Origin of the sequence: Litorivita pollutaquae, assembly GCF_003205515.1 — a bacterium.
GTDB lineage: Bacteria > Pseudomonadota > Alphaproteobacteria > Rhodobacterales > Rhodobacteraceae > Litorivita > Litorivita pollutaquae.
Genome location: NZ_KZ826486.1, coordinates 96,483 through 123,456, shown reverse-complemented (window position 1 = coordinate 123,456; position 26,974 = coordinate 96,483). Strand labels below are relative to the sequence as shown.

The following is a 26,974-nucleotide window of genomic DNA, read 5'->3' as shown; positions in this document are numbered from 1 at the left end:
TCGCCGCAAGCGGGCGTTACTCAAGGCTAACAAATTCTTGAGGAATTGGAATGCTGCGGTTTATCCGATTGATTATATACGCGATTTTTTCTTTTGCGCCACTGGCATCCGCCGCGCAAGATGCTCAATTGCGCCGTCTGGATACCATCGATGACAACCGTGGATGGGAGGCCGTTGGCCGCTTGGATGTGGATGGGCGCGGGTTTTGCACCGGGGCGTTGATCGCACCCAATCTGGTGCTGACGGCCGCGCATTGTTTGTTTGACACAGACAGCAAGGCGCGGATCGATCACGAGAAGATTGAGTTTTTGGCGGGGTGGCGCAATGGCCGCGCAACGGCCTATCGCTGGATCAAGCGCGCGGTGGTCCATCCCGAATACGTTTATGATGGCGAGGTCGGTGCAGAGCGGGTGCGCAATGATGTGGCGCTTTTGGAGCTGCACCACCCCATTCGCAACACCACGGTGCGGCCGTTTGACACCAATACACGCCCGCGCGAAGGTGCGGCCGTCGGTGTGGTGTCCTACGCACGGGGGCGTTCGGACGCGCCGTCTTTGCAGGAAATTTGTCATGTGATGGCGCGCCAGCAAGGTGCTTTGGTCATGTCATGTGACGTGGACTTCGGCAGTTCCGGCGCGCCGATTTTTTCTTTCGTAGGCGGGGAGCCGCAAATCGTATCGGTGGTTTCGGCCAAGGCCACGGTCAATGGCCAGCAGGTCGCGCTGGGCACGCAGTTGGAGGTGCCTTTGGAGATTTTGCGCGCTGAACTGGCGGCGGGAAATGGATATGGCTCAACGGCGGCAGGGCGTGTTGTGGCCGGGTCAGCGCGGCGCGCCGATGGCGCGAAGTTTATCAAACCATGAGAGCGGCGCGCGGCATACTATTTGGTCTTGTTGTGGCTTTTGGTGCGGTTTTGCCTGCGTTTGCAGAGAATACCGGCCTTAAGCGGCTTGGCCATCCCAGCGATATTCTGGGATGGGAGGCGGTCGGGCGGCTTGATTTTTCCGGTGGGTATTGCACCGGCGTTTTGGTCGCGCCGGATTTGGTTTTGACGGCGGCGCATTGCATTTATGACACGCGCAGCGGGGCCGAGAGATCGACCGATAAGATGCGCTTTCGCGCCGGATATCATGACGGCCGCGCCGTCGCTGAAATGAAGGTGATCCGCGCGGTGGCGGATCCGGACTATCGCCCGCGTGGCGGCACCGGGGCGGAAAATACCCGCCATGACGTGGCTTTGCTGCAATTGGAATATGCGATTCCCGGCACGATGGCACAGCCGTTCAATTTGCATTCCGGTCTGGCGGTCGGGCAACGGGTCAGCGTGGTGTCCTACGGACGCGGCCGGTCCGAGGCGTTGTCGCGGCAAAAAGAATGTGGCTTGCTGCGGCGTGAGGCCGGATTAATGGCCTTTGATTGCGACGTGACGCACGGGTCGTCCGGCGCACCGGTCTTTGTCCGCGAAAGTGGGCGGGCGCGCATCCTGTCGTTGATTTCAGCGGGGCGCAGCGCGGATGGCAAGACAATTTCCTTCGGTATGGAATTGCCCGAGATTGTCGCCTCGCTCAAATACGGGTTGCGCGGCGCGCGCAGCAGCGGCTTGACCGCTTCTGCGGGGGCCAAGCGCATCACGGTCGGAACCGGCGCGGGGGGCAAGCCAACCGTGCGCCGGTTGGGCAACTCTGGCGGCGCGAAGTTTGTGCGCGCCAAGGGCAACTGAGGCGGCGCGCGCGCCTCTTGAAACCCAAAAACAACATCCCCAAATAGGATGCGTAGCGACGCCTCGTGAGGGTCGCTGCTGTTGAAACTGCGTCTGTCCCGACTGGAAGGCGCGCTTACTTTTGGTATCGCTCAATGGAGGATTCCCATGCGAAATTTTGACCTTGCTCCGCTTTATCGTAAATCGGTCGGCTTTGACCAGATTGCCGATATGATGGACCGGATGTTGCAATCCGATGCCGCCGCGCCAAGCTACCCGCCCTATAACATTGAAAAAACCGCCGAAGACGGATGGCGGATTTCAATTGCTGTTGCCGGGTTTGGTGAGGCCGACCTTGGTGTCGAACTGCGCGAAAATGCGTTGATCGTCACCGCGCGTAAATCCGAAGAGACCGAAGAGAAGACCTATTTGCATCGCGGCATCGCCACACGGGCGTTCGAGCGGCGGTTCCAATTGGCCGATCATGTGCGGGTGACCGGCGCAGAATATGCCGACGGAATGCTGCATATCGATCTGGTGCGTGAAGTGCCCGAGGCCTTGAAGCCGCGGCAGATTGCGATCTCACGCGCCGCCGGCGATCAGGCGATTGAAGGCCAAACGGTCAACTAACCTTCTTCTCGCGGTTTGCGTCCCTGAACCGCGAGAAAGCCCGTCCCGACAGGCGTGTCGGGGCGGGCTTTTGTGTGCCAAGCGTGCGCGGGCCGCGCAAAGACTTAGCCGTGAACCGCTGCATAGGTTGGCATCATATCGCCCGCAGCGGGGCTGGCATGAAACACCGCGCGGGCGATGGCGCGGGCCATGACGGTTGCGGCGGCATGGCCCAGATAGAGCGTATCTGCGGCGGGATTTTGCAGTGGTCGCGCGCCGGTGGCCGCAGCGAAGATCAGGTCGCCATCCATCGGGGTATGGGACGGGAAGAGCGCGCGGGCAAAACCGTCATGGGCGGCGGTGGCCAGACGGGTGCATTGCGATTGCGACAGATCCGCATCGGTGGCGATGATGCCGATGGTGGTATTGCTGCCTGCGTTCATTTTGGTGGGCGGGGTGTGGGTTTCGCCATAGGAATGCGCCACGCCCTTGCCGCCAAATTCGCGGTTTTGCTCAAAGGGGGCCGCCCAGAAATGCGGGCCGCCGTCCACTGTGGCGGCGCCAAGCGCGTTGACCGCGACCAATGCGCCAATCGTGTGCCCGGACGGTAGCCGGATGGAGGCCGAGCCAAGCCCGCCTTTGAGGTTGGCGGTCAGCGCGCCGGTCCCCGCCCCATGAGAGCCCAGATCGAAGATCTCGGCCGCAGCATTCAGCGCGGCCTTGCCGAGGGATTTATAGGGGTTCTCGGGCCAGTTTTTATCGCCGCCGTTGATCAGGTCAAAGAGAATGGCCGAGGGCACGATCGGCACGTTTTGATCGCCCACGGCGAAACCGCGCCCCTGCGCGCGCAGGGCATCGGCCACGCCGGAGGCGGCATCAAGCCCAAAAGCCGAGCCGCCCGACAGCACCAGCGCATCGACCTGTTCAACGGTTTTATCGGGGGCCAAAAGATCGGTTTCGCGGGTGCCGGGGGCACCGCCCATGACATGCACGCCCGCAGTAAAAGGCGCATCCCCGATCAGCACGGTGCAGCCGGTTTTGATCGCCTCGTCAGAGGCATTGCCGACGCGCAGTCCGGCGACATCGGTGATGAGATTGCGCGGGGGAGGCGTCGTGGGGGATGTCATGGCAGGGGCCTTTGCTGTGTGGTCGTGGGGCTGCGGGTTCGGTGCGGTGGATCTCGCCCCGGGACATGCAGCGCAGATATACAATCGGGGACAGACGGGATTACCGGATACTATTGGCAGCGCGGGCGGCGGGTGCAAGGTTGCAAAACCTTGCAAGTCGCGGGTGTGGTTTTCGCGTGTCTTGGCGGCGGCGCCATGATAGCATCCGGCATGGCTGCGGAGGATGGCGTCTTCTGAATGTGAGGCCTAACAGTCCTGAACGCCGGGACCTTTCTTTTTGTTTGGGGAGGTCGTGATGACTGAACGCACTGCATTTGAATTTATGCCCAATGGGGACCGCGCGGCGCTGCCGTTTGGTGCGCAGGAATATGCCGCGCGGCTGGCCGGTTTGCGCGCCGCGATGGAGGATATGGGGGTCAGCTCCGCCGTGCTCACCTCGATGCAGAACATCGCCTATTACTCGGGCTTTTTGTATTGCAGCTTTGGGCGGCCTTACGGGTTGGTGGTCACCGAGGACCGCGCTGTTGTGATTTCGGCGGGGATTGACGGCGGGCAACCCTGGCGGCGCAGCCATTGCGAAAGTTTGACCTATACCGATTGGGCGCGCGGCAATTTTTGGCGCGCGATGGCCAGTATCGTCGATGGCGATGAGGTGGTCGGCTATGAGGGCGATCATTTGACGCTTCAGATGCGCGATGCGTTGGAGCACCATTTGGACCCGATGGTGATTTTGGACCTGTCCGAGGCGATGATGTATCAACGGATGGTGAAATCCCCCGCCGAACGCGCATTGATCCGCGAAGGCGCACGAATTGCCGATTTGGGGGGTGCGGCGATCCGTGATGCGATCAAGATCGGCGCGCGCGAGATCGACGTTGCGATGGCAGGGCGCGATGCGATGGAATTGGAGATTGCCCGCGCCTTTCCGGATGCCGAATACCGCGATACATGGGTGTGGTTCCAGTCGGGGATCAACACCGATGGCGCGCATAATCCGGTGACATCGCGGGCGATCATGCAGGGCGATATTTTGAGCCTCAACACCTTTCCGATGATCTCGGGCTATTACACCGCGCTTGAACGCACCTTGTTCGCGGGCGCGGTGGATGCGGCCAGTTTGAAGATTTGGGAGGCCAATGTGGCGGCGCATGAATTGGGGCTGTCGTTGATCAAACCCGGTGCGCGATGTGACGAGATCACCGCCGAGATCAACGCATTTTATGCCGAGCGCGATCTGCTAAAATACCGCAGTTTCGGATACGGTCACAGCTTTGGCATCCTGTCGCATTATTATGGCCGCGAGGCAGGTTTGGAGTTGCGCGAGGATATCGACACAGTGCTCGAAGAGGGCATGGTGGTGTCGATGGAGCCGATGTTGACGATCCCCGAAGGCACGGCAGGCGCGGGCGGATACCGCGAGCATGATATCTTGATCATCGAAAACGAGACCGCCGAAAATATCACCGGGTTCCCATATGGGCCGGAGCATAATGTGATCGGTTAGGGGCTGCGTAGGTCAAACGATTTCGCGGGGTTCGAGAAGCTCTGGCATGGCGTTGGGCCGGCCTAAGGGGATGCGGGCGGGTTGGCGGGTTCGCCTTTTTTCTTCCCTTATCTCGGCGGTTTTGCAACAGTTCTGACAAAGCGGGGGCGGGGCTATGTAAATCCGTGTTACATACCCCCATATCCTATTCGTAACGACAATTTTATGAGGGATATGTATGGCCAATTTTGAAACCCAGATGCGCGAAAGCCAAGAGCAGGTCGCGGCGGCACAGGCGAAAATCTCCGAGCTGACCAGCCGGATCGAAAGCGCCCGCGGCAAAATCGACAGCGGCGAGGCGAATATCGACATCGAGAATGCCACGCTTGAGGATGTGCACGCGCATACCGAGGTAATGAATGCCAATATCGCCGAATTGATCATGGGTCTGGATGATGTCACATCGGCTTTTTCTAAAGACTTCAACGAGATGCGGTCGAAAACCGGATGGGAAAGTTTTGTCGGCATTTTCTCCAAAGGCAAATCGGAATCGATGCGCCAAGAGCGGATGAAAACCGCAAGCATTGACGACAAGTTGCAAGACCTCATCGCCAAATCCGACGTGATTACGCAGCTTTTGCAAGGTCAGTTGGCGGTTTTGGAAGAGCAAAAAACGCGGGTCGAAGACAACCTCACCGGCACGCTGGACGAACGCGAATTTACGGTGGGCGAGTTGGAGACCCTGCGCGCCGAGATCCTTGCCATGGATCCAAAGATCATCGCGTTGGAGAATGAAATCTCGGTCGAGCAGGACGCTGCGGCGCGCACACGGCTGGAAACTGAATTGGCCGATCTGAACAAAGCCTATAACGCGATGGTGCAGGGCGAGCAGGTCAAATTGGCCAAAAGCCAGACGCTTGAACGCTATATCGAGAAGGGCAAAACATGGGTCGACAGTTTGCAAAATCAGGCGGCGACGCAAATGGTTTTGATCAACAAACTGCAAACAGACACCAAGCAACGCGTTGTTTTATATGATGCTTTGACCAAATCTCTCAAAACCGCGCAACAACAGGACGTGGCGCATCGGATCAACGAGATCGGGGTCGAGACCGATAAGGAAGCGCAGGCCTCTATGGCGGCGATCGGCACTGCGACCAATCAACGGATGGCCGATATGCTCGAGAGCCATGAGGACAATATGGTCTTCGCGCGGCAGGTTCTGGAGGCCAAGGCCAAGGCCGACGAGCGGTTCGCACGTCGGTTCGAAAAGATCGTCGAGAAGCACGACAAGAACCTTTACGGCAGTTGATCCGGAATGGGCGGCGACAGTGATATAAAGCTTTGGTTGATTGCGGGTCTGGTCGGCGGGGCGGTTTTTATCGCCGGTGCGGCGGTTGGATCGATGGCTTTGGCGGGTATAGGATTTGCCGTTTTTGCCGTGGTTTTGATGGACAAATGGCGCATCCTTTGGCGGCTTCTGGAGGGGCAGCCAAACCGGCGCGAGGCGGAATGGGACGACGATGACATCAAGCGGTAGCACTTTGACGCAGGACCATGTGGCGCTTACCGACGGGTTCGCAGCGCGGCGGTATTTTGCCAAATTCGAAGCGATCACCGCCCATATGGGGCGCGTTGCGGCGCAGATGCGCGCCGAGGGCCGGTTGAACGACATAGATGTCGATATTCTGGGGCGCTATCAGGTGGCGCTCGGGTTTACGTTCAAGGCCTTGGCGCTCAAATATCTGTTGACCGGCAAGGCGAGCGAGCGGTTCTTGACCGCCATGAGCTTTGACGCCGTCGAAAGCGGATTTCCGGTGGCGGCGGAATTGTTGGTCATGGCCAATGATGCGATGCAAGCCGAGCGGCATTTGGCACAAGCCCCGAGCGCCGAGCGGCTCAAGCAAGACATGGTGCAGAAAATCACCACGGATTTTGAAACGCCGGTGAAATTGCAATATGCGCTCAGCCAGCGGCTCTATTACGAAGAATTGGCCAAGGGCGGCCTGTTTTGGGCCCGCAACGATCCCGAAGCGATTTGGGTGGAAAATACCGGCGAGGGGCGCGATTTACGCCGCCGTTATGTGCTGCACTGGGCGGTGTATGACAGCCAGTATAACTTGCCCACCGTTTATATCATGGAGGTCGAAGACACCGGAAAATATGCGCTGGCGCGCGATCAACGGCGTTGGCCCGAAGTGCAGGCGCATCTCATGGGGCAAGCTTTGGGCGGGCTGAAGTTGGTGACGATTGCGGCGGGGTTCGACCAAAGTTTTGACGATCTGCACCCCAAGCGCCTGCGCCGGTTTCATTTGGGGCCGATGTATAGCCATGCTTTCACCCGCCAATCCGGCCCGATTGCCGATGTGCTCGCGACGGCCAAATCTCCGGTGGGGCAAGATTGGGCGATGGCCTGGACGCTGGAAGAGCTGCTCTCCGAAAAGGTGCGCGAGGAGCGCGCCGGATGGTTGAGCACGGTGGAGCGCGAGGTTTATGCGCTTGATCCGTTTTCGGGGCGGGGGGCGGACACGGGGGCCACGTCGACCGAGCGGATGATCATCCTGCCCGAACGCCCTTATCAAGTGTTGGAAGAAATGCGGCCTGCAGGGTTCAACAGCATTCGGAAATTTGTGGTCAGCCCGCAGGGGCGGGTTCTGAGCTATACATGATGCGGCGGATATATCGGCCACGAGATGAACAAAAAGGCGTAAGAGATGAGTTTGACCAGTGATCTGATGGAGTTGCGTGAAAGCGATATCACCAAGCATTACGCGGCGGCGACCGCGATGCTGGAAGGCGTCGATCACACGCCGCGCATCGGCAAGGGCATTGGTCGGGGCAAGGACGCGGCCGCCGCTCCTGAACGCTCTGCTGGCATCGGCACACGCCGGCGGTTCCGCTCTACCACGCCCGGGTTGGTGACGCGTTCGACCGCGCGGCCCGAAGGTGTGCAATTGGCCGCCACCATAGAGGGGGTGGGGGCCGATGATCCGCTGGTCTCTCCCGCGCAGGCCAGCGCCCTGCACGCGCTGCGCCGGTCTTTGGCGATCGGTCTCGCCGTGGGTGAGAATTTTGCCGAAGCAACGGGTTTGAGGGCGCTCAAACGTGCCAACCTTGAGGGCGGATTGCCCGAGAATCGCAAGGGTGAGTTTGGCGAGCTTTTGAGCGCCGAGGCCTTGGCCGTGTCTTATGTCTTTGCCAATGCGGCGGCGTTTTTGACCGGGCCTATGCAGGGCGAAGTCACTGTCGAGGTCGGCGAGGTCGAAGAAATCCTGACCGACAATGCGCAATTGGCGCTGCACGGGATGATTTGGGAATTGGACCAAGACATCGCTGCGCTGGGCACGGATGACGGGCGGCTGATTGCAGTGATCGCCGCCTATGCCGAGCAAGCGATGGAAAAAATCGCCCTGCGCGCCCAAACCGCGCCGCGCCTTGCGGCCTTTACCGGCGCGAGTTGGAAGGTTGAGGCCGATGACCTGACCCTGCGCGGCTTTACCCCCGCCTCAAAGGGCAAGGGCAGCACGCTCACCATGACCTTCAAAAAACCGCATGAGGTGGTCGGCAACCATATCGCCAAATACCAAGCGATGCGGTTGGCAAAAATGCTCATGGCCTATGATTTTGACCGGAAATTGAACCCGTTTGCGGAACTTGGCGGGTTTATTTTCACCTTTATGGGCGATGGAAAGCCGGGGACCGGCAAGACGACCTTGATCCAAATGATGGCCGGATTGTTGAATGATTACTGTGCTGTGGCGGGGTATCCGTTTCGCTATCAAAACCTGTCGACCGACAATATCGACAGCTATCAAGGCAAGTCGGGCCAAAACGCCAAGGCCTTTATCAATACGGTGCTCGACCCTTCGGTGATCGGGTTTGGCACGATTGACGATATCGACCAATTGGCGGGCAAACGCGGGGACCGGCAATCTTCGGCGGGGCAACTCGAGATCACAGCGGTTTTGATGGAAAGCTTCGCGGGCGCCAATACGGTGGTGCGCGGCAATTGCACCTTTGGCATGTTTTCCAACTATCCCGAGAATGTCGACGATGCCCTGCGCCAACGGGCGGGCGCGCGGTTCTTGGTGGACGGGCCGCAGTCCCGCGAGGATTACATCGACATTCTGGCGCTCTTGATGGGCAAACATCACGATATTCCGCTTGGCGATCACGAGGTTTTCGCCGCGCAGGAAATCAAACGCGCCGTCGCGGCGAGTTTCGAGAACCACAATCGCCCGCAAGAGGCCGGGTTGATCGACGTGTTCGGCCGCGTCGAGGAAAACATCGGCGGGCTGGATACGATTGCCAAACTCGGCGGGTATCTCAAAGCGATCCAGGAGGCCGATGACCGCTTCACGGGCCGCGCGATCAAGAACATCACCGATGCGGTCAAAGTCCGCGCGATGGATTTCGAATTGCCCGATGAATGGATGGAGAACCCCGAGCTGTTCCTCTTCAAGGATTACGACACCAAAAAGGCGATGATCGAGGATCTGCGTGTCGCGGTAACGCCGCAAATGGTCTTGCAAGAGATCAACCGTTATGCCGACAGCGAATTCCGCTACGCCGATAAAAGCGACGAGGTCGCCATCGACAATATGGTGCGGGATTTCGGACGGCAGGAAGAGGCCAAGCGGCGGTATTTGGAGGGGAAGAATGGGTGATCGCTTGAGTAGCTTTGACGGATTGTCCGGCATGAGCGGGCGATGCCAATCCGCCCCTTTGCGGGCGGGCGCAGCGGTTGATGCAGCCGGTGATGCGGTGCGCAGGCTATGAAGCGCCTTATCCAAAAGGGCCTGATGTTTGGCAATCTTTACCACGTGGACAGCCCCGCTTTGGTCGCGCGCTATAACCGTGCGCTCAAAAAACTGACGGGGCATGAGACGGCGCTGACGGATTTTTATGTTGATATTTCGGGGTTCTCGCCAGAGGTGGGCGAAGAATTGGCCGATCCGCTCTACCTCAATCAGGGAGGATGTAACCGGCAGTTTATCCTGCTTTCGCCGGATCAGAAACGCGCGCCGCTTTTGGGGGCGAAGTTTTCCACCTCGCGGGGGATTCTACGCGCCTTTATCGATGCCAATGAGGCGCAGATTTTCGCGCTGACGGCGCGCGATGCTTTGGGCGGGGAATTGATGAATTCGGTCTACCGGATCGATAGTCCCGCGCGTCTGTTCGACCTGCGCAAGATCACGGTTGAGGCCGATACCACCGAGGGTAGCCTCGCCAATGTCGCTGCTTTGGCCGCGCGTGTGGACCGTTTTTTGAGCGCGGAAAACGCATGGTATGACGAGACGTTGATCGGCGAGATGATCGACCTGTCGCGGCAAAGCGGGGGGTTGGCGCACACGCCGGTGAAGCTGCGGCAGACGCAGTTCGAACAGGGCGATTTTTGGACCGCGCACTATGGCGGGCTCTACGTGATCCGCGATGTGATACAACCTTCGGTGATCGCGCCGGATGCGGATGATCTTGGCCCGGTGCCGGTGGACCGCGTGATTGATATGACCGACCGTAATGCCATCGCGCGCTATCTGGCGGACAACGGATTGGTGGAACCGATTGTAAAGGCGCGCGGCATCAATGCGGCGGCGATCCTGCGCCAAAAGATGGAGTTTATCGCCGTGGATGCGGTGGCGGGGATCGAGGGCGTGCACATCGGCAATGAAGACAATGTCTTGCACCGCCTTGCGCGCCGCCATGCCGAAATTCTGCCCGAGGCGTTTTTCGGGTTGGAGCAAATGTTGCGCTGGGCGACAGGGGCGGGCAAATGGCCGTCTATCACCTCCGAGCATCCGGCTTATTTTTACACGTTGCGCGCCGCCGATGTGCCGCAACGCGATCTGGTGAACATGCTTTTGGCGGAGCTTGCGCCAAAGGACATCCGGCAATTGTTCATTTGCCATAAGGATCTGTTTTACCGGCTTTATGCGGGCTGGCCCGAGGCGAAGAAGACCTATGTCGCGGACTATCTGGAGCGCGCCTATCAGGCCGATAAAGCCGGCGCGCGCGCGGCGTTGTTTGCCCATGATGCGCCGATGGATGACAGCGGCCCCGCCCCGCGCGAAGACCTTGTAACGCGGGTCGGCCCGTGGGGCGCCTTCGCTGCCGCGCAGGCCAAACGCGGGGCGCAAGATAAAACAGGGCCGTGGGATAAGCCCAAAAAACGCGGTAAGAAGAAGGCCAAATCTAAATCGAAGGAGAAGCGGCGATGATTGGATTTGTGCGATTGGCCATTGTGGGCATAATTGGATTGACGGCGATCTATTTCATCGTCTCGCTATATTCGCGTTCGGTGCGGCGCGAGAAGCTTGAAAAACGTTGGGACGCGGCGCATGAAAACGCGCCCTTGGGGGCTGACGATCCGGCGCGCAATGCCTATATCGAAGATGGAATGGCGTCCTATGAGGGTTCGCTGCGCAAGAAACTGATCTTGTTGATCTTTGTGCTGCCGGTTGTCGCAGTGATCGCCTTGGTCTACCTGAATAATTTTTCCTGAGGCTGGATATGTATTACATCAAATGGACCTTCTACGGGCTTCTCGCGTTGATCACTTTCGCGTTCTTTCACTATGTTTTGCCGCAACATGACATCGTGCGGGTGACCGCGACCGAAGTGATCCGCACTGATTTCACCGGATGGAACCGCCGGTTTTACGCCCAAGCCGACAGCGGTAATATCGACGGCACCACGCGCGATGTGCGCTTGATTAATACGGTGCGCCCGAACGGCAAGGTGATGGTGTATCGCAATGAGGACACCGGTTGGATCTGGCCGCCCTATTTCAAGTTCGACAGTTCGAACCTACAGGCAGAGGCGGCAGACGAGATATCGACCAAGAGCAATCCGACATGGGTCAAAATAACCCATTATGGTTGGCGCAACGAGTTCTTTTCGATCTATCCCAATGCGGTGTCGATCAAGCCTGTTGCGGGACCGGATGTCGGGACGGGTTGGCCATGGTTCAACACGATCTTCCTTGGGGTGCTTTTGATTCTTTTGTTGATGGTGCGCCGGATCTGGTTGCAATTTCGCGAACGTTCGATTGATCCGCTGCTTGAGGATGCCGGCGATAGCTGGGAAGCGGCGGGCGATAATATCGCCGAAAAACGCGGGCGGCTTTCGCGGTGGATCGGCAGTTGGCGCAGCAAATAGACGCGCGCTTGTAAAATAGAAAAACGGCGTTGCGGGGCCTGTCCTCGCAACGCCGTTTTCGTGTCAGTTCTTAGCCAAAGACGCGGGTTAATGCGGTATCCACTGCGCCGGTGATGGCGTCGATATCTTGTGCGGTGGCAATCAAGGCGGGCGAGAAACACAGCGTGTTATTATAACCCGGCACCGAACGGTTGGTCGCGCCGATGATGACGCCCTGCGCCCCGCATTCCGCGACAACCTTGGCGGCGAGTGCTTCGTCCACGGGTGTTTTCGCCGCGCGGTCGCTCACAAGCTCCGCGCCGCAGAACAGACCCGCCCCGCGCACATCGCCGATGACCTCGTGTTTGCCCGCCAGAGCGGTCAGGTTGGCGACCAACCGCTCGCCCATGGCCACAGTATTCGCCAAAAGGCCTTCTTCCTCGATGATGTCCATATTGACCAAGGCGGCCGTCGGGCCCGCCGTACAGCCACCAAAGGTCGAGATGTCGCGGAAATAATCGAGCGGATCGTCGAGATTGGATTTGAACATGTCGAACACCTCTTCGGTGGTGACAAGGCAGGCAATCGCCGCATAGCCCGAGGCCACGCCTTTGGCCATGGTGACGAAATCGGGTTTGATCCCGTAGTGTTGATATCCGAACCATGTGCCGGTGCGCCCGACGCCGCAAACCACTTCGTCGATATGCAGCAAGATATCGTATTTTTGGCAAATTTCCTGCACGCGGGGCCAATAGCCTTCGGGCGGTACAATGACGCCGCCGCCTGCGGTGACCGGCTCCAGGCAGAGCGCGCCAATGGTTTCGGGCCCTTCGCGCAGGATGACGGCCTCGATCGCATCGGCGGCAGCGCGGCCATAATCGGCGCCCGACAGATGGCCAAGATCTTGATCCTCTTTGCGGTATTCAAGGCAATGGGGCACCTCGACAAACCCCGGCGCAAAGGGGCCGTATTGGGCGTTGCGCTCTTGCTGCCCGCCTGCCGACAGGCATCCGATGGTCGTGCCGTGATAATCGCGCGCGCGATAGAGGATTTTGTGTTTCACCCCGCCGTATTTCTTATGGGCGATCTGGCGCACCATTTTGAACGCTTTCTCATTCGCTTCGGAGCCGGAGTTGCAATAATACATCCGGCTCAGGCCCGGCATTTTCTCAAGCAGTTTTTCGGCAAAGAGCGCGCCGGGGATCGATCCGGCGGACCCGGCGAAATAGTTCAATTGCACCAATTGGTCGCGCACCGCATCGGCAATCCGTTCGCGGCCATAGCCGACATTGACGGTCCAAACGCCGCCAGACACCGCGTCGAGGTATTCCTTGCCATTATGATCCCATACCTTCATGCCGCGCCCTTCGGTGATGATCCGCGGCGCGCCGGTTTCAAACGGTTTATGTTGGGTCAGGTGATGCCAGACGTGGGCACGGTCGGCCGAGACGATTTTCTCGATGTCATTGCCGTGTAGGGTGCTGTCCATGTGAGGGCTCCGTTCGGTCAAGGTTAAAAGTCGCAATGGGCGGATGCGGCGCAGGCGTGTCGCAGCGCCGCGCGCAAGCGGTTGAAGCAAATCCTGCGCGCAAATGTGGCCACTTTGCAAGGGTGGGAAATACGGTGCTGGCCTTTGCTGCTGTTGGCCGCTGCGCGGCAATTGCGCCGCACCCCCCGCAGTTTTTTCTCAGTTGGTATGGGGGTGGTGGCGAGAATCGCTTTGGCGGACTAGTGTTAGGCAACAATACCCCTCCCAACGTTCGGACCTTTGCATGCCTCGAATATCCCCGCTTTTTGGCGCTGCCGCGCTTGCTGTATCTTTGAATGTCGCACCGCTTTGGGCCCAAGAGGCCGATTTCGCCCCCGTGGATGCGCCCGATGGCGCAGCCGGGGAACGGACCGCTGCACCGACCGAAGGCCCCGTAGCGCCGGCGCGCGGCGGGTATTCGAAAATCGGTTACGGGCGATTGATCAACAACGATTTGCTCGGCGACGGGCAGGACCGTTGGCGCACCGGTTCGGTGGCCTCGAGCCGTGTTTTTGGTCGCGCGCCGTGGTCCGGTGCCTTGCCCTCCCGCGTGGGGGATGTGGTGGAATTTCGGTTCCTGGGCGAGGTCATGGCCCCCGATCACCTTGGCACACCGGCGGCGGGCGACCGGCCCTTTGCGGGAGCGTTGTCTTGGGGCGCCCACACGCATTTTGTGCGGGGCGAAACGGAAATGTCGCTTGGGGCGGATCTGGTTGTGACCGGCAAACAGACTGGCCTTGATGGATTTCAAACCGGCTTACACGATTTGCTGGGCCGGGATGCGGCATCATCCGCCGTGCGCGATGCACAGATTGGCAATGGCGTGCACCCGACATTGGTGTTCGAAGCAGGGCGCGATGTTAATTTTGGCACCATGCGGTTGCGCCCCTTTGTCGAAGCGCGGGCGGGGGCGGAAACCTTGTTGCGGGCGGGGGCGGATTTGACCATCGGTTCGGTGGGTCTTGGTGAATTGCTGGTGCGGGATCCGGTCAGCGGGCAACGCTACCGCACCACCGAAAATGGCGAGACGGGGTATAGCTTTATCCTCGGGGCGGATGTGGCCTCTGTCGACAGCAGCATCTTCTTGCCCGAAAATCGCGGCTATCAATTGACCGATGCGCGGCGTCGTGCGCGTTTGGGGATGCATTGGCAGGGCGAAACCAGCTCGGTGTTCTACGGGCTGACCTATCTGGGCGAGGAATTCGTCGGTCAGGGCGAGGGGCAGGTGCTCGGCTCGCTGCGGCTTAACCTCGACTTTTGATTTTCTGCCACAGTTTCCAGAACTTGCATTTATGACCGTCAACGTCTCTAGGCAGGGGGCTTTGGCTCTGTTAACCTTTCGGTAATAAAGATGTAAAATCGAGGCAGCAGACAGGCATGAAAACGGGCTTTCGAGGCACGTTCGTCATTTCCTGGTCGCAAACAGTAGTTGATGGTCTAGAGGCCGCACCCGTTCAGGCATTGAATGTGGGCGCGGCATGGTCTTGGCGCGGGGATGCCGTGCGGGTGGATGGGCCGAGTGACATATTGCGGTTGGAGCAGGCGGACGGAGAAGCAGAACTTCGCAAACGTGCGGCGCGCATGGTGCGCCGTCTTGTGGGTGCGGCGGTGGCCCAGACCCCGCAGGCGGGGCAAGTCGATCTGAATGAGACCCTTCGAGACAGCAGTTTCGTCGTCACCGATGGTGCCAAAACCTATACCGTAACCTTGATCAATGTCGGACGGCGCGCACAGCCCCTGTTGATGTTCCTTGATGAGGTGCCGCCGCGCGATGCGGATTTGTGGATCGTGCACCATACATTGGACACTGCGGTGCAGACCCAATCGGGTGCCGGCGAAGGCGGGATCATTTGTTTCACCCCCGGTACGCTGATCCGCTGCGAAGACGGGCCGCGCGCGGTCGAGGATTTGCGCGAAGGCGACCGCGTGTTGACCAAAGACAGCGGCGCGCAGGAAATTCAATGGACCGGATCGCGCCGGATGAGCGGCGCGCGCCTGTTTGCGATGCCGAAGTTGCGCCCGATCCGTATTCGCACCGGTGCTTTGGGGATCGAACGCCCCGATGCGGAATTGCTGGTGTCGCCCGAGCACCGGATGCTCATTCAGGGGGATGAGGCGCGGGCGTTGTTCAACACCTCCGAGGTGTTGGTCGCAGCCAAGGATTTGGTGAACGGCTCGGACATCGTTGTCGATCTCAAGGTGCGGCAGGTGACTTATGTGCATCTTTTGTTGCCGTCACATCAAATCGTTTGGGCCAACGGTGTCGAAACCGAAAGCTTCCATCCGGCCAATGCCGCGCTTGGCACGCTTAGCCCCGAAGACCGCCGGCGCCTGTTGGAGCATCTGCCACAGTTGGAGCAAGATCCGCTTGGTTATGGGGATTTTGCGCGGCGCAATCTGAGCGCTTCCGAGGCGGCGATTTTGGGGCATGAGGCGGCGTAAGCCATCACGCGGATCACATGATTTGCTACCGGTCTTTGGTAACTGTTGACTCCGCCTCGCGCGGCTGTATAAGCGCGCTTTCATTGGTGTTGGTGGCCCTCGCAAGAGGATGCCTGTCGGGCTTCGGCCAGAGGACAACGCCCTTTCCATCGCTGCATGTCGTGGCGACCTTACTCGAAAGGAGATCAGCCGTGACCAAACGCACGTCTGCCAAGTATAAAATTGACCGCCGTATGGGCGAAAACATCTGGGGCCGTCCGAAATCCCCGGTGAACCGCCGCGAATATGGCCCCGGCCAACATGGTCAACGCCGTAAGGGCAAACTGTCGGACTTCGGTTTGCAGTTGCGCGCCAAGCAGAAGCTGAAAGGCTACTACGGCGATTTGACCGAGAAGCAATTCCGCCGCATCTTTGGTGAAGCAGAGCGTGTCAAAGGCGACACCGGTGAGAACCTGATTGGTTTGCTCGAACGCCGCCTCGATGCCGTTGTGTATCGCGCGAAATTTGTTGCGACCGTTTTTGCGGCCCGCCAATTCGTGAACCACGGCCACGTGACCGTGAATGGCAAACGCGTCAACATTCCCTCCTACCGTGTGAAAGAGGGTGACGTGATCGAAGTGCGTGATCGTTCCAAACAGATCGCAGTTGTGATCGAAGCCACCCAATTGGCCGAGCGCGACGTGCCCGATTACATCGAAGCGGACCACTCGAAAATGAAAGCGACCTTCGTGCGCACACCGGGCTTGGGCGACGTGCCTTATCCTGTGATGATGGAGCCGAACCTCGTGATCGAATTCTACGCGCAGAACTAATCCTGCGTCGATCCAATCGAGGAAGGGCCGCACCGAAAGGAGCGGCCCTTTTTCGTTTTGGGGCAGCGGTTTTTCTTTGCCTCAACCGCGCGCGGCCCGCTATGACGCGCATGTCTTTTCGTGGGCCATAGGGCCCGCAACCCGAAGGAGCTCCCGATGACCTATCCCGTTTATGGCCATATTGATGGCCCCATTGTGATGATCGGCTTTGGATCGATCGGACGCGGTACCTTGCCTTTGATCGAGCGGCATTTCGACTATGACGCCAAACAGTTTTGCGTGATTGACCCCTCGGATGCGGGCGCGACCTTTCTCAAGCAACGTGGCATTCGCCACGAACAGGTGGCTTTGACGGCGGAAAACTACCGCGCGGTTTTGGGCGGGCTGTTCGCAGGCGGCAAAGGCTTTTGCGTGAACCTCAGCGTCGATACCTCGTCTTTGGATATCATGAAGTTTTGCCGCGAACTTGGTGTGCTTTATATCGACACGGTGGTCGAACCTTGGGCGGGTTTCTATTTTGACACCACCGAAAATGCCGAGCGGACCAATTATGCCCTGCGCCAAACCGTGCGCGACGAAAAGGCCGCCAATCCGGGCGGGACAACGGCGGTGTCCTGTTGCGGGGCCAATCCGGGCATGGTGAGTTGGTTCGTGAAAGAGGCGCTCTTGGAGTTGGCCAAGGACACCGGTACCGATCCCACCGCGCCGCAGGACCGCGCCGGATGGGCGGGGTTGATGCAAAATCTGGGCGTCAAGGGCGTGCATATTGCCGAGCGCGACACCCAAGCCCGCCGCACCCCGCGCCCGCGCGATGTGTTCGTGAACACGTGGTCGGTCGAGGGGTTCATTGCCGAAGGGTTCCAGCCCGCCGAATTGGGATGGGGCACCCACGAGACATGGATGCCCGAAACGGCGCATCGTCACGATGTCGGATGTCAGGCGGGGATATGGTTCGAACGTCCCGGTGCGATCACGCGGGTGCATACATGGTGTCCGACGCCGGGGCCGCAGTTCGGCTATTTGGTGACGCATAACGAGGCGATTTCAATCTCGGACTATTACACCGTCGGCGCGCCCGATGCGCCGGCCTATCGCCCGACTTGCCATTACGCCTATCACCCTTGCGATGATGCGGTTCTGTCCCTGCACGAGATGTTCGGATCGGGGCGTCAGCAGCAGGTGCACCACATCCTGACCGAAGACGAGATCGTCGAGGGCATCGATGAATTGGGCGTTCTGCTGTATGGGCATGCGAAAAATGCCCTGTGGTATGGATCGCGCCTGAGCAATGCCGAGGCGCGCGACCTTGCGCCCTACCAAAACGCCACCGGATTGCAGGTCACGTCGGCGGTTCTGGCCGGTATGGTTTGGGCGATTGAGAACCCGACTGCGGGGATTGTGGAGACTGATGAGATGGATCATGCGCGATGCCTTGAGGTGCAGCGCCCGTATCTTGGTCCGGTGGAGGCGCATTACACCGATTGGACGCCCTTGCAGGATCGTTGGGAGCATTTCCCCGAAGATATCGACGAGAATGATCCTTGGCAGTTTCGCAATGTTCTGGCGACCTGAGGCGGCGTTGCGGCGGGCGGTATCGCGCGCGGCGATGGTCGGAGCCTCCGGCGGGGATATTTAAGAGAAAGCAGAAAGGGCGCGCGGGCAATGAACCCTTTGAACGGGCGGGGGCGAAATGCCGCAGTGCGCCTGATCGCGGGTTCATTCTTCCCTTGGGGGCTGCGCGCGGTTAAGAGGTTTGCAGGAGAATTTAACGATGACGCAGATTACGCCGCAATCCGGCATTATGGAGATCAGCCTGTATCAATCGGGGGCCTCGAAGATCGAGGGCGTCGAACAGGTGGTTAAGCTCAGCTCGAATGAGAACCCTTTTGGCCCCTCGGAGGCGGCATTAGAGGCGTTTCGCCGTGCGTCTTATACGTTGCACCGCTACCCGTCGACGGATCACGCGGACCTGCGCGCGGCCATTGGCGAGGTGCACGGGCTTGATCCGGCGCGGATCATTTGCGGGGTTGGCTCGGACGAGGTCATTCACTTTTTGTGCCAATGCTATGCGGGGCCGGGTGATGAGGTGATCCACACCGAACACGGGTTTTCGATGTACCGGATTTCGGCCTTGGCGGCGGGGGCGACACCGGTTGAGGTGTCCGAATGCGACCGCGTCGTTGACGTGGATGCGATTTTGGCGGCTTGCAATGACCGCACGCGATTGGTGTTCATTGCCAATCCAGCCAACCCGACCGGCACGATGCTCTCCAAATCCGCATTGACGCGGCTTGCTGATGGGGTGCCGGATCATACGATTTTGGTGATCGACAGCGCCTATGCCGAATATGCCAAAGGGTATGATGGCGGTGCGGCTTTGGCCACGGTCCGGCCGAATGTGGTGATGACGCGGACTTTTTCCAAGCTGTACGGATTGGGCGGTTTGCGGGTTGGATGGGGATATGGTCCGCAGGACATCATTGACGTTCTGAACCGTATTCGCGGGCCGTTCAATTTGAGCCAACCGGCCTTGGTCACCGCAGAGGCGGCCGTGCGCGACCGTGCCTATGCCGAGAAATGCCGCACCGAGAATGCACGATTGCGCGATTGGTTGGCGGCGGCGTTGGCCGACGTGGGCGTGCCATCCGACCGGTCATCGGCGAATTTCATTTTGGCACGGTTTGAGAGCGCGGCGCAGGCAGAGGCCTGCAATGCCCATTTGAATGCGCAGGGTCTGATTGTGCGGGCAACGACGGGATATAAATTGCCGCAGTGTTTGCGCATCACCATCGGCGACGAGGCATCTTGCCGCCGTGTGGCCCATGCGATCGGGCAGTTTCTGGGGGCGGAGACATGAGCATGCCGAAGCAAAATCCGGTCTATGGCCGCGTCGCGCTGATCGGGCTTGGCTTGATCGCATCGTCGATGTTTTGGGCGATCAAACGCGCCGGATTGGCGGGCGAGGTAACCGGTTATGCGCGGTCGGAGGCAACACGGGCCACGGCGCGTGAAATCGGGCTGTGTGACCGTGTGTGTGACAGCGCGGCAGAGGCCGCAGAGGGTGCGGATTTGGTCGTGCTTTGTGTCCCCGTTGGTGCGATGAGCGCGGTTGCCGCCGAGATCGCGCCGGTGTTGAAATCTGGTGCGACGGTTTCGGATGTGGGATCGGTCAAGGCCGCCGTGATCGCGGCCATTGCCCCGCATATTCCCGCTGGTGTGCATTTCATTCCAGCGCACCCATTGGCGGGCACCGAGCACAGCGGCCCGCGGTCGGGATTTGCCGAATTGTTCGACAATCGGTGGAGTTTGATCGTCCCCACTGCGGGTAGCGACGCCGCCGCCGTGGCGAAATTGCGCGGGTTCTGGGAGGGGCTGGGCGCAAATGTCGAGGAAATGGACGCCGAGCATCATGATCTTGTGCTTGCCGTGACCAGCCATACGCCGCACTTGATTGCGTACACGATGGTGGGCGTGGCGGATGATTTGCGCCGCGTGACCGACAGCGAAGTGATCAAATATTCTGCCGCCGGTTTTCGCGATTTCACGCGGATCGCCGCATCGGACCCGACCATGTGGCGCGATGTGTTTTTGAACAACAAAGAGGCGACGTTGGAGATTTTGGGGCGCTTTACCGAAGAGCTTTTTGCGCTGCAACGGGCAATTCGCACCGGCGATGGCGATATGCTGCATGACTATTTTACGCGCACGCGGGCGATCCGGCGCGGCATCATCGAAGCGGGCCAAGACACCGATGCGCCCGATTTCGGTCGCTCCAAGGCGGGCAGTTGAGCCTGCGCATAGGTGGTATTTTGGCGCTCATCTTGGGCGCTGGCATGGCGGCGGCGGCCGCGCCGGAGGTTTCTCTACGCCCTGTCGCGCGCGCCGGTTCGGATCGGGCGCCCGCTGCGCAGACCGCGCCGCAAAATCCCGCGCAAGAGACGCAGAAAAAACAACTTGGTTTGTTGCGCTCCTTGCGTCCGAACGCGCGCGGCAAGACGGTCGAGGCCACGGGCCGCAAGGCACGCAAATTGGCCAAGAAGGGGGCTGTCTGCAAGGATATTGCCATTCAAGGCGATGCCATGGGCCGTGTGCCCGGTCGCCTCAATGGCTGCGGCGTGGCCGATGCCGTGCGGGTGCGGTCGGTGTCCGGTGTGGCGCTGAGCACGGCGTCGGTGATGGACTGCGGCACCGCGAAGGCGCTTAAATCATGGGTGGATCGGGGGATGAAGCCGGCGGTGGGTGACCTCGGCGGCGGCGTGAAAACCATCCGCGTGGCGGCGCATTACGCGTGCCGCACCCGCAACAATCAACGCGGCGCGAAAATCTCCGAACATGGCAAGGGCCGCGCGATTGATATTTCGGGATTTACCTTGGTTAATGGCACGCACATCAGCGTGTTGCGCGATTGGGCGCGCGGCCGTGAAGGTCGCGCCTTGAAGAAAATGCATGGGGCGGCCTGCGGGCCATTCGGCACGGTCCTGGGCCCGAACGCCAATAAATTCCACCGCGATCATTTCCATTTCGACACGGCGCGCTACCGCAGCGGCAGCTATTGCCGATAGGGTTCAGCGTAGACGGATCAGCGGCGCGTGGCCAATGGGCAGAGGACCCAGCCGGATCAAGCCGCCTTTGAAATCTAGTGGAATATCAAGAGTTTTCGGGTTGCCCGCCATTTGCGCCAAGGTGCCCAACGCCCGTTCGGTCAGATTGACCATCGCCTCGGGTAGAATGCCTGATTGACGGGCCAGTTGGATGATCTCGGGCCAATTTCGGGCCTTGACGGTGATGCGCCCCGTGGGGATGCCGCGCGCGTCGATGGTCAGGCTCCCTGCCGCCGCCAATTGCAGATCGCCCCATGTGGCTTCGGCTAATTTCAGGTCGATCAACACCGGTTGCGGTCGTGCGCGCTCAATAGAGAACCGGTCCCAGGGCGCATCAAATTCGATGATCGTATCTGCTTTGAGCGTGCCCAACGCCTCCGGAAGTCGGCCCTGCGGATCAATGAGTTTACGCATTGGCGTCGATGGCGAAACCCCTGTGCCGTCGACTCCGAACCGATAGCGACGCTCGAACCCTGCGGCGCGTTCCATTGCGAAATTCAACTGCTCCAAGGTTAATTCTCCGCCGTCTTCGCGGGTGCGGATGGCGACAGATTCGCTTTCGAACACCGCGCGTTCGACGGCAAGAGAGCCGCGCGGCGCAACACGCAGTGAGGCGCGCATGCGGGTGCTGTCGATGTCGAATTTGGCGAGGGGTGTGGCAATTAACTGGCTGTTGGGCCAGACGGCGATGATATGTGTGGGCCGGTAGCTGAGTGCGAAAAGTTGAAAAAATGGCGCTTGCCATGCGAGGCCAGTGGCCGGGTCGGCCAAAGACAGATCGCTGAACGTGTTGTCAAAGCGGTTTGGAAAGCCACGCAACGCATGATCGGAATACTCGGCAACCCAACCTTCGGATTGGCGCGCCTCGAACCATGTCTCTATACCGCCGCGCAGGGCGCGGGCGCCGACGACCCAATAGCCCGACCATAAAAGCGCCGCCGCAATCACCAAGACTATCAATCGCCGCATCGCATTTGCCCTCTTTTGCCGTCCGTGTTGCCGTGTTTATAAGGGCGGGCGCAAAAGGACCAGCATCATGACACTTTGGGTATTCGGTTACGGCTCTTTGGTATGGAACCCCGGTTTTGAGGTCGAGGAACGGGTGATTGCACGCCTGCCGGATTATGCGCGCAGCTTTTGCATGCGCTCGATCCATCATCGTGGCACCGATGAAAATCCCGGGTTGGTTCTGGCCTTGGACGCGATGCAGGGCGCGGCCTGCGAGGGGGTGGCCTTTCGGGTTGAGGATGCCCGTTCTGATGCGGTTATGGCCTATCTGCGCGACCGCGAATTGGTGTCTTCTGCCTATGTGGAACGCGAGCTAGAGGTCGAGTTGCGTGGCGGCGGGCGCGAGGTCGCGGTGACCTATGTGGTTGATCCGAACCATGTGCAATATTGCGGTGGCCTGGCGTTGGAAGAACAGGCGCAGATCATCGCCCGCGCGCATGGTGGGCGCGGTCCAAACAGCGAATATCTCTTCAATACCTCGCAGCATCTGGATGACTTGGGGCTTGGCGATGCCGATTTGAATTGGCTGAGCACGCGGGTGCGCGCGTTGTTGTGATCACTGTCGTGGCCTGCGGCGGCTAAATCTCTTGGCGTGGGCGGGGTTTTGCGATTAAGCTTTGGCAAAGAAAACCAGAGTTCAGGAGCCCTGCGCATGGCGCATCCGGACCGCGAGGCCGATCCGCAATTCACTCAACCGGTGCGACAGATCATGTCGATGCTCATTGCACTGGCCTTGGCGGGCGCGGGGGTCTTCCTTGCACTGCCACGGGTGATGCCGGTATTCGAAGCCAATCCTTATCTCAATAGTTTTATCGTCTTCGTGTTCGCGGTTGGCGTGGTGTCCTGTTTCTTGCAGGTGGCGCAATTGGTGTCTTCGGTGCGCTGGATCGAAGCCTTCGCCCGTGACAGCACCGAGCGCGAGGGCGTCACGGCGCCGCGTCTCTTGGCGCCGCTGGCGGCGTTGCTGCGGTCGCGATCGAAGCGGATGCAAATTGCGGCAAGTTCATCCGCATCGATTCTTGATAGCGTGGCGACGCGCATCGATGAAGCCAGGGATGTCACGCGGTATATTGTCAACCTATTGGTTTTCCTCGGTCTTTTGGGGACTTTTTACGGGTTGGCGACGACGGTTCCGGCGCTTGTCGATACGATTCGCGGCCTTGCCCCCAAAGATGGCGAAACCGGAGTCGCGGTGTTCAACCGGTTGATGACCGGGCTTGAGGCGCAATTGGGCGGCATGGGCGTGGCCTTTGCGTCGTCATTATTGGGCTTGTCGGGGTCCTTGGTTGTCGGGCTTTTGGAATTGTTTGCCGGACATGGGCAGAACCGGTTTTATCGGGAGTTGGAAGAATGGCTGTCGACCATCACCCGCGTGGGCTTCGCATCCGAAGGCGGCGATAGCAGCGTTGAAAATAACGTGGTCGCGGGCGTGTTGGACCATATGGCTGAGCAAATGGAAACGCTTCAGGATCTCTTTGAGCAATCGGATGTCCGCCGCGCGCAGGTCGATGAAAAACTGGGAGTGTTGGCGGATGCTGTCGAACGGTTGACCCTGCGATTGGGGGATCAATCGGCCGCGCATGAAAGCCATCTTGCATTGGAACGGATTGCCGAGGGCCAAGAGCGGATGATCTCTGCAATGGAGCAAGCCGCAGCACTGTCGGCGGGGGCTGCGGGCGCCGCCGGTGATAGTGACGGATTTGATGCCGAAAGCCGCATGCGGCTGCGGTCGATCGATGTGCAGATGTTGCGCATTCTCGAAGAGATCAGCGCCGGACGCCAAGAGACCATGACCGAATTGCGCAGCGATATAGCGGCCTTGGGCCGTGCTTTGGGCCAAAACCGCAGCACCGGACCACGCAAGATGCGGTTGGCCCAAAGCGATGATGGTGCGGATGCGGGCGGGGAGGGCTGACCTATGGCTCTGTCGCGCCGCGCGGTTCGCGAGCCTGCGCCGATCTGGCCCGGATTTGTCGATGCGATGACCGGGCTGTTATTGGTTCTGGTCTTCGTGTTGACGATTTTTATGGGGGTGCAATCGGTCCTGCGCGAGACGATCAGCGGGCAGGAAAGCCAGCTTGATGCTTTTTCAGACGAGGTCGCGGCCCTGTCGCGGGCGCTCGGGTTGGAGCAACGACGCGCGGGGGCCCTTGAAGATCGTCTGGGCGAATTGTCGGCGACCTTGGCGCGTGCACAGGGGCAAGCGGCAGAGCAAGCCACGTTGATCGCGACATTGCGCGGGGAAGGGGCAGCACAGGCGGCGGCATTGGATTCGGCCACGGCGCAAATCACCAATTTCGAGGCGCAGGTGGCGGCCTTGATCGCAGAGCGCGCAGTGTTGCAGGGAGATGTTGCCGCTGCGAGCGAATTGGCCGGTGATTTGCGGGCGCGGATCGCCGAGGTGGAAGACAGCCGCGATGCCGCGCAATTGGAGGCGGATGCTCGTGCCGAAGCCTTGCGGTTGGCCGAGGCCAAGCGCGCGGCGCTTGAGGCCATGGCGGCGGAGCTGAGGGCGGATCTGGCAGCGGGCGAGGCGGAACTTGCGGCGCAGCAGACAGAATTGACCGCAGCAACATCAAAACTTGAAGCTGAAGAAGGGGCGCGTTTGGCAGAAGCCGCTGCAGCCCAAAGGTTGCGCGAACGACTTGAAAACGCTGACGCGGAACTCACCGCGATGACTTTGGCGCTTGAAAATCAACGGGCCAAGGCCGAAGAAACCCTGACGCTTTTGGCCGCAGCGGAAGCGGCGCGGGATGCCTTGGAGGAGGCACAGACCTCGGAGTTGACCGATGCCGAGCGCCGCGCGGGGCTTTTGGCGGCGGCGAATGCGGCCTTGTCCGACGAACGGGAAAAGTCGGCGGAAGCGCAACGCCAGCAAGCTTTGCTCAATCAGCAGGTCGCAGCGCTGCGTGGACAATTGTCGAGCCTTCAGGCGCTTTTGGACGATGCGAAATCCCGCGACGCTGCGGCACAGGTGCAGTTGCAATCTCTGGGTTCGGATTTGAATGCGGCCTTGGCCCGTGTGGCCGCCGAGGAACGCAAGCGCGCCGAATTGGAAGCCGCAGAGCGCAAGAGACTGGAGGCGGAAACCCGGGATCTGGCGAAATACCGTTCCGAGTTTTTTGGCCGGATGCGCGAGGTATTGGGAGCGCAAGAGGGTGTGAAAATCGTTGGGGATAGATTCGTGTTTTCCTCCGAAGTTCTGTTCCCGCCCGGTGCGGCGGAGCTATCGGCACAGGGTCAACGTGAAATCGCCAAGGTTGCGCGCATTTTGCGCAATGTCGCCGGTGACATTCCAAGCGGAATCGATTGGGTGATCCGTGTGGACGGCCATACCGATAACGTGCCCCTCTCTGGCACGGGCGAATTTGCCGACAATTGGGAGCTAAGCCAAGCACGGGCCTTGTCCGTGGTGCGCTATATGTCCGGCGATTTGGGTATCGCGCCGGACCGGCTTTCGGCCAACGGGTTTGGTGAATTCCAACCGGTGAACCGCGCCAATACCCCCGCCGCACGGGCGCAGAACCGCCGGATCGAATTGAAACTTACCGAGAAGTAGGGGCGTATCCGCCGGTTTTTAGGGCAGGGTGAATGTCGCGGCGCTTTGCCCGATCATCGCGTCCTTGCGGAGCAAAACTGCCGTGCCGTCATACTGTCCTGATGGCCACTGCCGCGCGCGCAGTTTTTTGCCGGTGGCCCTGAAAAACTGGGCCTGGTCTTTTTCCAACACGGCGTCGTGGCGGATGATTTCGCCCGCCGGTCCGGTGATGATCATCCGCAATATATCCCCCCGTTGACCGCCAAAGGCATAGGTCCAGAACACAATGGCAGCGGCGTCGGGGGCAAGGGGTTGATCGGCGGTTCCGGCTTTGATGGTATCAAAACTGGGCACGGTAGGGGAGAACCCCGCCGCAAGCACGCCGCCGGCAGAATAGGGAATGTCGATGTCCCACAGGCTCTCCTGTGAGGGCGTGCCACAGGTGATTTGACCGTCGGGATCAAAGGGATCGACCTGCGCGCCGTTTTTGCGCACCGAGATATGCAAATGCGGGAATTGGGTGCGTCCGCTGAGACCGATTTCGCCCAAGGGGGTGCCGGCGGTGACCCGCGCGCCCTTGGTCACAGAAATCGTGCCACGCTTCATGTGGCAATATTGCGTGTCCCATCCGCCGGCATGGCGGATCACGACCCCGTTGCCGCATTCCTTGTCTTTGATATCGGCTTCATTGGCGTGGTTGAGGGCCACGTCGTCCATTCCGTCGCGCAGGCCCAGCACCACCCCATCGGCAGCGGCCAGAACCTTCACGCCCGCCTCCATGTCTTTTCGGCTGCGCAGGCGGATGTCAGTGCCTTTGTGGGCGTTGTAGGTGGATTTTCCGCAGGTGTAATCCGAGGCCGCGCCGGAGGGGTCATCATCAACATAATGCTGGATGAAACAGGTGTCGCCCAAAGTGCATTCGACAGGCCAGGAAAGTGAAAAATCCTCCGCAACGGCGGGCGCTGCGGAGGATAGTAGCAAAGCAATATA

The 26,974-nt window shown here is 59.8% G+C and carries 25 protein-coding genes; 21 read left to right on the top strand and 4 right to left on the bottom strand.

The features are described 5' to 3' along the window. The first annotated feature begins 50 nt into the window (after positions 1-50). From DI396_RS11695 to DI396_RS11685, 3 genes are all read left to right on the top strand, one after another. A complete protein-coding gene (locus DI396_RS11695) occupies positions 51-863 on the top strand; it encodes a trypsin-like serine peptidase (protein WP_110796402.1) in 813 nt (270 codons plus the stop codon). Continuing rightward, positions 860-1,720 carry a trypsin-like serine peptidase gene (locus tag DI396_RS11690; protein WP_110796401.1) on the top strand — a complete coding sequence of 287 codons (861 nt, stop codon included), beginning with the start codon at positions 860-862 and terminating at the stop codon, positions 1,718-1,720. The genes DI396_RS11695 and DI396_RS11690 overlap by 4 nt, the downstream gene beginning before the upstream one ends. Positions 1,721-1,867: 147 nt before the next feature. Continuing rightward, positions 1,868-2,329 (top strand): Hsp20 family protein, encoded by a 462-nt coding sequence (locus DI396_RS11685; protein WP_110796400.1) that lies wholly within the window; start codon positions 1,868-1,870, stop codon positions 2,327-2,329. A 104-nt stretch (positions 2,330-2,433) separates the two neighbouring features. Here the strand turns inward: DI396_RS11685 and DI396_RS11680 are convergent, their stop codons facing one another. After that, positions 2,434-3,435, bottom strand: coding sequence for a P1 family peptidase (locus DI396_RS11680; protein WP_110796399.1), 1,002 nt, complete (start codon positions 3,433-3,435; stop codon positions 2,434-2,436). Positions 3,436-3,730: 295 nt separating this feature from the next. Here DI396_RS11680 and DI396_RS11675 point away from each other — a divergent pair, with 295 nt between their 5' ends. From DI396_RS11675 to DI396_RS11640, 8 genes are all read left to right on the top strand, one after another. Beyond that, positions 3,731-4,939 carry a M24 family metallopeptidase gene (locus DI396_RS11675; RefSeq protein ID WP_110796398.1) on the top strand — a complete coding sequence of 403 codons (1,209 nt, stop codon included), beginning with the start codon at positions 3,731-3,733 and terminating at the stop codon, positions 4,937-4,939. A gap of 217 nt (positions 4,940-5,156) precedes the next feature. Beyond that, entirely contained in the window at positions 5,157-6,230 is a 1,074-nt protein-coding gene (locus DI396_RS11670) for a hypothetical protein (protein WP_110796397.1), read from the top strand. A 6-nt stretch (positions 6,231-6,236) separates the two neighbouring features. Beyond that, positions 6,237-6,458 (top strand): hypothetical protein, encoded by a 222-nt coding sequence (locus tag DI396_RS11665; RefSeq protein ID WP_110796396.1) that lies wholly within the window; start codon positions 6,237-6,239, stop codon positions 6,456-6,458. Further along, positions 6,442-7,587, top strand: coding sequence for a hypothetical protein (locus tag DI396_RS11660; RefSeq protein WP_204362845.1), 1,146 nt, complete (start codon positions 6,442-6,444; stop codon positions 7,585-7,587). The genes DI396_RS11665 and DI396_RS11660 overlap by 17 nt, the downstream gene beginning before the upstream one ends. Positions 7,588-7,632: 45 nt before the next feature. Beyond that, positions 7,633-9,585 (top strand): AAA family ATPase, encoded by a 1,953-nt coding sequence (locus DI396_RS11655; protein ID WP_110796394.1) that lies wholly within the window; start codon positions 7,633-7,635, stop codon positions 9,583-9,585. Between the two features lie 108 nt (positions 9,586-9,693). Next, positions 9,694-11,136 carry a DUF6638 family protein gene (locus tag DI396_RS11650; RefSeq protein WP_235851849.1) on the top strand — a complete coding sequence of 481 codons (1,443 nt, stop codon included), beginning with the start codon at positions 9,694-9,696 and terminating at the stop codon, positions 11,134-11,136. Beyond that, positions 11,133-11,420 carry a hypothetical protein gene (locus DI396_RS11645; RefSeq protein WP_110796393.1) on the top strand — a complete coding sequence of 96 codons (288 nt, stop codon included), beginning with the start codon at positions 11,133-11,135 and terminating at the stop codon, positions 11,418-11,420. Before DI396_RS11650 ends, DI396_RS11645 begins: the two co-directional genes overlap by 4 nt. A gap of 8 nt (positions 11,421-11,428) precedes the next feature. Continuing rightward, positions 11,429-12,076, top strand: a complete 648-nt coding sequence (locus tag DI396_RS11640; RefSeq protein ID WP_110796392.1) for a DUF1523 family protein — start codon at positions 11,429-11,431, stop codon at positions 12,074-12,076. 70 nt (positions 12,077-12,146) lie between these two features. On the opposite strand, the gene DI396_RS11635 is transcribed toward DI396_RS11640, so the two are convergent. After that, a complete protein-coding gene (locus DI396_RS11635; protein WP_110796464.1) occupies positions 12,147-13,544 on the bottom strand; it encodes an aminotransferase family protein in 1,398 nt (465 codons plus the stop codon). Between the two features lie 283 nt (positions 13,545-13,827). On the opposite strand from DI396_RS11635, the gene DI396_RS11630 reads away from it, so the two are divergent. From DI396_RS11630 to DI396_RS11600, 7 genes are all read left to right on the top strand, one after another. Further along, the gene (locus DI396_RS11630) at positions 13,828-14,844 is read left to right on the top strand and encodes a lipid A-modifier LpxR family protein (RefSeq protein ID WP_110796391.1); all 1,017 of its coding nucleotides are present in this window, start codon (positions 13,828-13,830) and stop codon (positions 14,842-14,844) included. 116 nt (positions 14,845-14,960) lie between these two features. Beyond that, complete coding sequence (locus DI396_RS11625; protein WP_110796390.1) at positions 14,961-16,025, top strand: Hint domain-containing protein; 1,065 nt, start codon at positions 14,961-14,963, stop codon at positions 16,023-16,025. A 191-nt stretch (positions 16,026-16,216) separates the two neighbouring features. Beyond that, a complete protein-coding gene (gene rpsD / locus DI396_RS11620) occupies positions 16,217-16,837 on the top strand; it encodes a 30S ribosomal protein S4 (RefSeq protein ID WP_110796389.1) in 621 nt (206 codons plus the stop codon). 156 nt (positions 16,838-16,993) lie between these two features. Continuing rightward, positions 16,994-18,409: a homospermidine synthase gene (locus tag DI396_RS11615; RefSeq protein WP_110796388.1), complete on the top strand. Its 1,416-nt coding sequence runs from the start codon at positions 16,994-16,996 to the stop codon at positions 18,407-18,409. A 199-nt stretch (positions 18,410-18,608) separates the two neighbouring features. After that, on the top strand, positions 18,609-19,694 hold the full coding sequence (hisC, locus tag DI396_RS11610; protein WP_110796387.1) for a histidinol-phosphate transaminase: 1,086 nt from the start codon (positions 18,609-18,611) through the stop codon (positions 19,692-19,694). Continuing rightward, positions 19,691-20,626: a prephenate/arogenate dehydrogenase family protein gene (locus DI396_RS11605; protein WP_235851848.1), complete on the top strand. Its 936-nt coding sequence runs from the start codon at positions 19,691-19,693 to the stop codon at positions 20,624-20,626. Before hisC ends, DI396_RS11605 begins: the two co-directional genes overlap by 4 nt. A 2-nt stretch (positions 20,627-20,628) precedes the next feature. Then, positions 20,629-21,399, top strand: coding sequence for an extensin-like domain-containing protein (locus DI396_RS11600; RefSeq protein WP_407936313.1), 771 nt, complete (start codon positions 20,629-20,631; stop codon positions 21,397-21,399). Between the two features lie 3 nt (positions 21,400-21,402). Here the strand turns inward: DI396_RS11600 and DI396_RS11595 are convergent, their stop codons facing one another. Then, on the bottom strand, positions 21,403-22,407 hold the full coding sequence (locus DI396_RS11595) for a DUF2125 domain-containing protein (protein ID WP_110796385.1): 1,005 nt from the start codon (positions 22,405-22,407) through the stop codon (positions 21,403-21,405). Between the two features lie 67 nt (positions 22,408-22,474). Here DI396_RS11595 and DI396_RS11590 point away from each other — a divergent pair, with 67 nt between their 5' ends. The 3 genes from DI396_RS11590 (at position 22,475) to DI396_RS11580 (ending at position 26,005) form a co-directional block, all read left to right on the top strand. Next, positions 22,475-23,002 carry a gamma-glutamylcyclotransferase gene (locus tag DI396_RS11590; RefSeq protein ID WP_110796384.1) on the top strand — a complete coding sequence of 176 codons (528 nt, stop codon included), beginning with the start codon at positions 22,475-22,477 and terminating at the stop codon, positions 23,000-23,002. Positions 23,003-23,098: 96 nt separating this feature from the next. Then, on the top strand, positions 23,099-24,361 hold the full coding sequence (locus DI396_RS11585; protein ID WP_110796383.1) for a biopolymer transporter ExbB: 1,263 nt from the start codon (positions 23,099-23,101) through the stop codon (positions 24,359-24,361). Between the two features lie 3 nt (positions 24,362-24,364). Further along, the gene (locus DI396_RS11580; protein ID WP_110796382.1) at positions 24,365-26,005 is read left to right on the top strand and encodes a peptidoglycan -binding protein; all 1,641 of its coding nucleotides are present in this window, start codon (positions 24,365-24,367) and stop codon (positions 26,003-26,005) included. A gap of 18 nt (positions 26,006-26,023) precedes the next feature. Here DI396_RS11580 and DI396_RS11575 read toward each other — a convergent pair whose 3' ends face one another. Continuing rightward, positions 26,024-26,896 carry a M23 family metallopeptidase gene (locus DI396_RS11575; RefSeq protein ID WP_235851847.1) on the bottom strand — a complete coding sequence of 291 codons (873 nt, stop codon included), beginning with the start codon at positions 26,894-26,896 and terminating at the stop codon, positions 26,024-26,026. Positions 26,897-26,974: the final 78 nt, after the last annotated feature.

Excerpts from the sequence above, each read along its gene's own strand:
- DI396_RS11695 (WP_110796402.1), top strand. The coding sequence starts at position 51 with ATGCTGCGGTTTATCCGATTGATTATATACGCGATTTTTTCTTTTGCG.
- DI396_RS11690 (WP_110796401.1), top strand. The coding sequence starts at position 860 with ATGAGAGCGGCGCGCGGCATACTATTTGGTCTTGTTGTGGCTTTTGGT.
- DI396_RS11685 (WP_110796400.1), top strand. The coding sequence starts at position 1,868 with ATGCGAAATTTTGACCTTGCTCCGCTTTATCGTAAATCGGTCGGCTTT.
- DI396_RS11680 (WP_110796399.1), bottom strand. The coding sequence starts at position 3,435 with ATGACATCCCCCACGACGCCTCCCCCGCGCAATCTCATCACCGATGTC.
- DI396_RS11675 (WP_110796398.1), top strand. The coding sequence starts at position 3,731 with ATGACTGAACGCACTGCATTTGAATTTATGCCCAATGGGGACCGCGCG.
- DI396_RS11670 (WP_110796397.1), top strand. The coding sequence starts at position 5,157 with ATGGCCAATTTTGAAACCCAGATGCGCGAAAGCCAAGAGCAGGTCGCG.
- DI396_RS11665 (WP_110796396.1), top strand. The coding sequence starts at position 6,237 with ATGGGCGGCGACAGTGATATAAAGCTTTGGTTGATTGCGGGTCTGGTC.
- DI396_RS11660 (WP_204362845.1), top strand. The coding sequence starts at position 6,442 with ATGACATCAAGCGGTAGCACTTTGACGCAGGACCATGTGGCGCTTACC.
- DI396_RS11655 (WP_110796394.1), top strand. The coding sequence starts at position 7,633 with ATGAGTTTGACCAGTGATCTGATGGAGTTGCGTGAAAGCGATATCACC.
- DI396_RS11650 (WP_235851849.1), top strand. The coding sequence starts at position 9,694 with ATGAAGCGCCTTATCCAAAAGGGCCTGATGTTTGGCAATCTTTACCAC.
- DI396_RS11645 (WP_110796393.1), top strand. The coding sequence starts at position 11,133 with ATGATTGGATTTGTGCGATTGGCCATTGTGGGCATAATTGGATTGACG.
- DI396_RS11640 (WP_110796392.1), top strand. The coding sequence starts at position 11,429 with ATGTATTACATCAAATGGACCTTCTACGGGCTTCTCGCGTTGATCACT.
- DI396_RS11635 (WP_110796464.1), bottom strand. The coding sequence starts at position 13,544 with ATGGACAGCACCCTACACGGCAATGACATCGAGAAAATCGTCTCGGCC.
- DI396_RS11630 (WP_110796391.1), top strand. The coding sequence starts at position 13,828 with ATGCCTCGAATATCCCCGCTTTTTGGCGCTGCCGCGCTTGCTGTATCT.
- DI396_RS11625 (WP_110796390.1), top strand. The coding sequence starts at position 14,961 with ATGAAAACGGGCTTTCGAGGCACGTTCGTCATTTCCTGGTCGCAAACA.
- DI396_RS11615 (WP_110796388.1), top strand. The coding sequence starts at position 16,994 with ATGACCTATCCCGTTTATGGCCATATTGATGGCCCCATTGTGATGATC.
- hisC (WP_110796387.1), top strand. The coding sequence starts at position 18,609 with ATGACGCAGATTACGCCGCAATCCGGCATTATGGAGATCAGCCTGTAT.
- DI396_RS11605 (WP_235851848.1), top strand. The coding sequence starts at position 19,691 with ATGAGCATGCCGAAGCAAAATCCGGTCTATGGCCGCGTCGCGCTGATC.
- DI396_RS11595 (WP_110796385.1), bottom strand. The coding sequence starts at position 22,407 with ATGCGGCGATTGATAGTCTTGGTGATTGCGGCGGCGCTTTTATGGTCG.
- DI396_RS11590 (WP_110796384.1), top strand. The coding sequence starts at position 22,475 with ATGACACTTTGGGTATTCGGTTACGGCTCTTTGGTATGGAACCCCGGT.
- DI396_RS11585 (WP_110796383.1), top strand. The coding sequence starts at position 23,099 with ATGGCGCATCCGGACCGCGAGGCCGATCCGCAATTCACTCAACCGGTG.
- DI396_RS11580 (WP_110796382.1), top strand. The coding sequence starts at position 24,365 with ATGGCTCTGTCGCGCCGCGCGGTTCGCGAGCCTGCGCCGATCTGGCCC.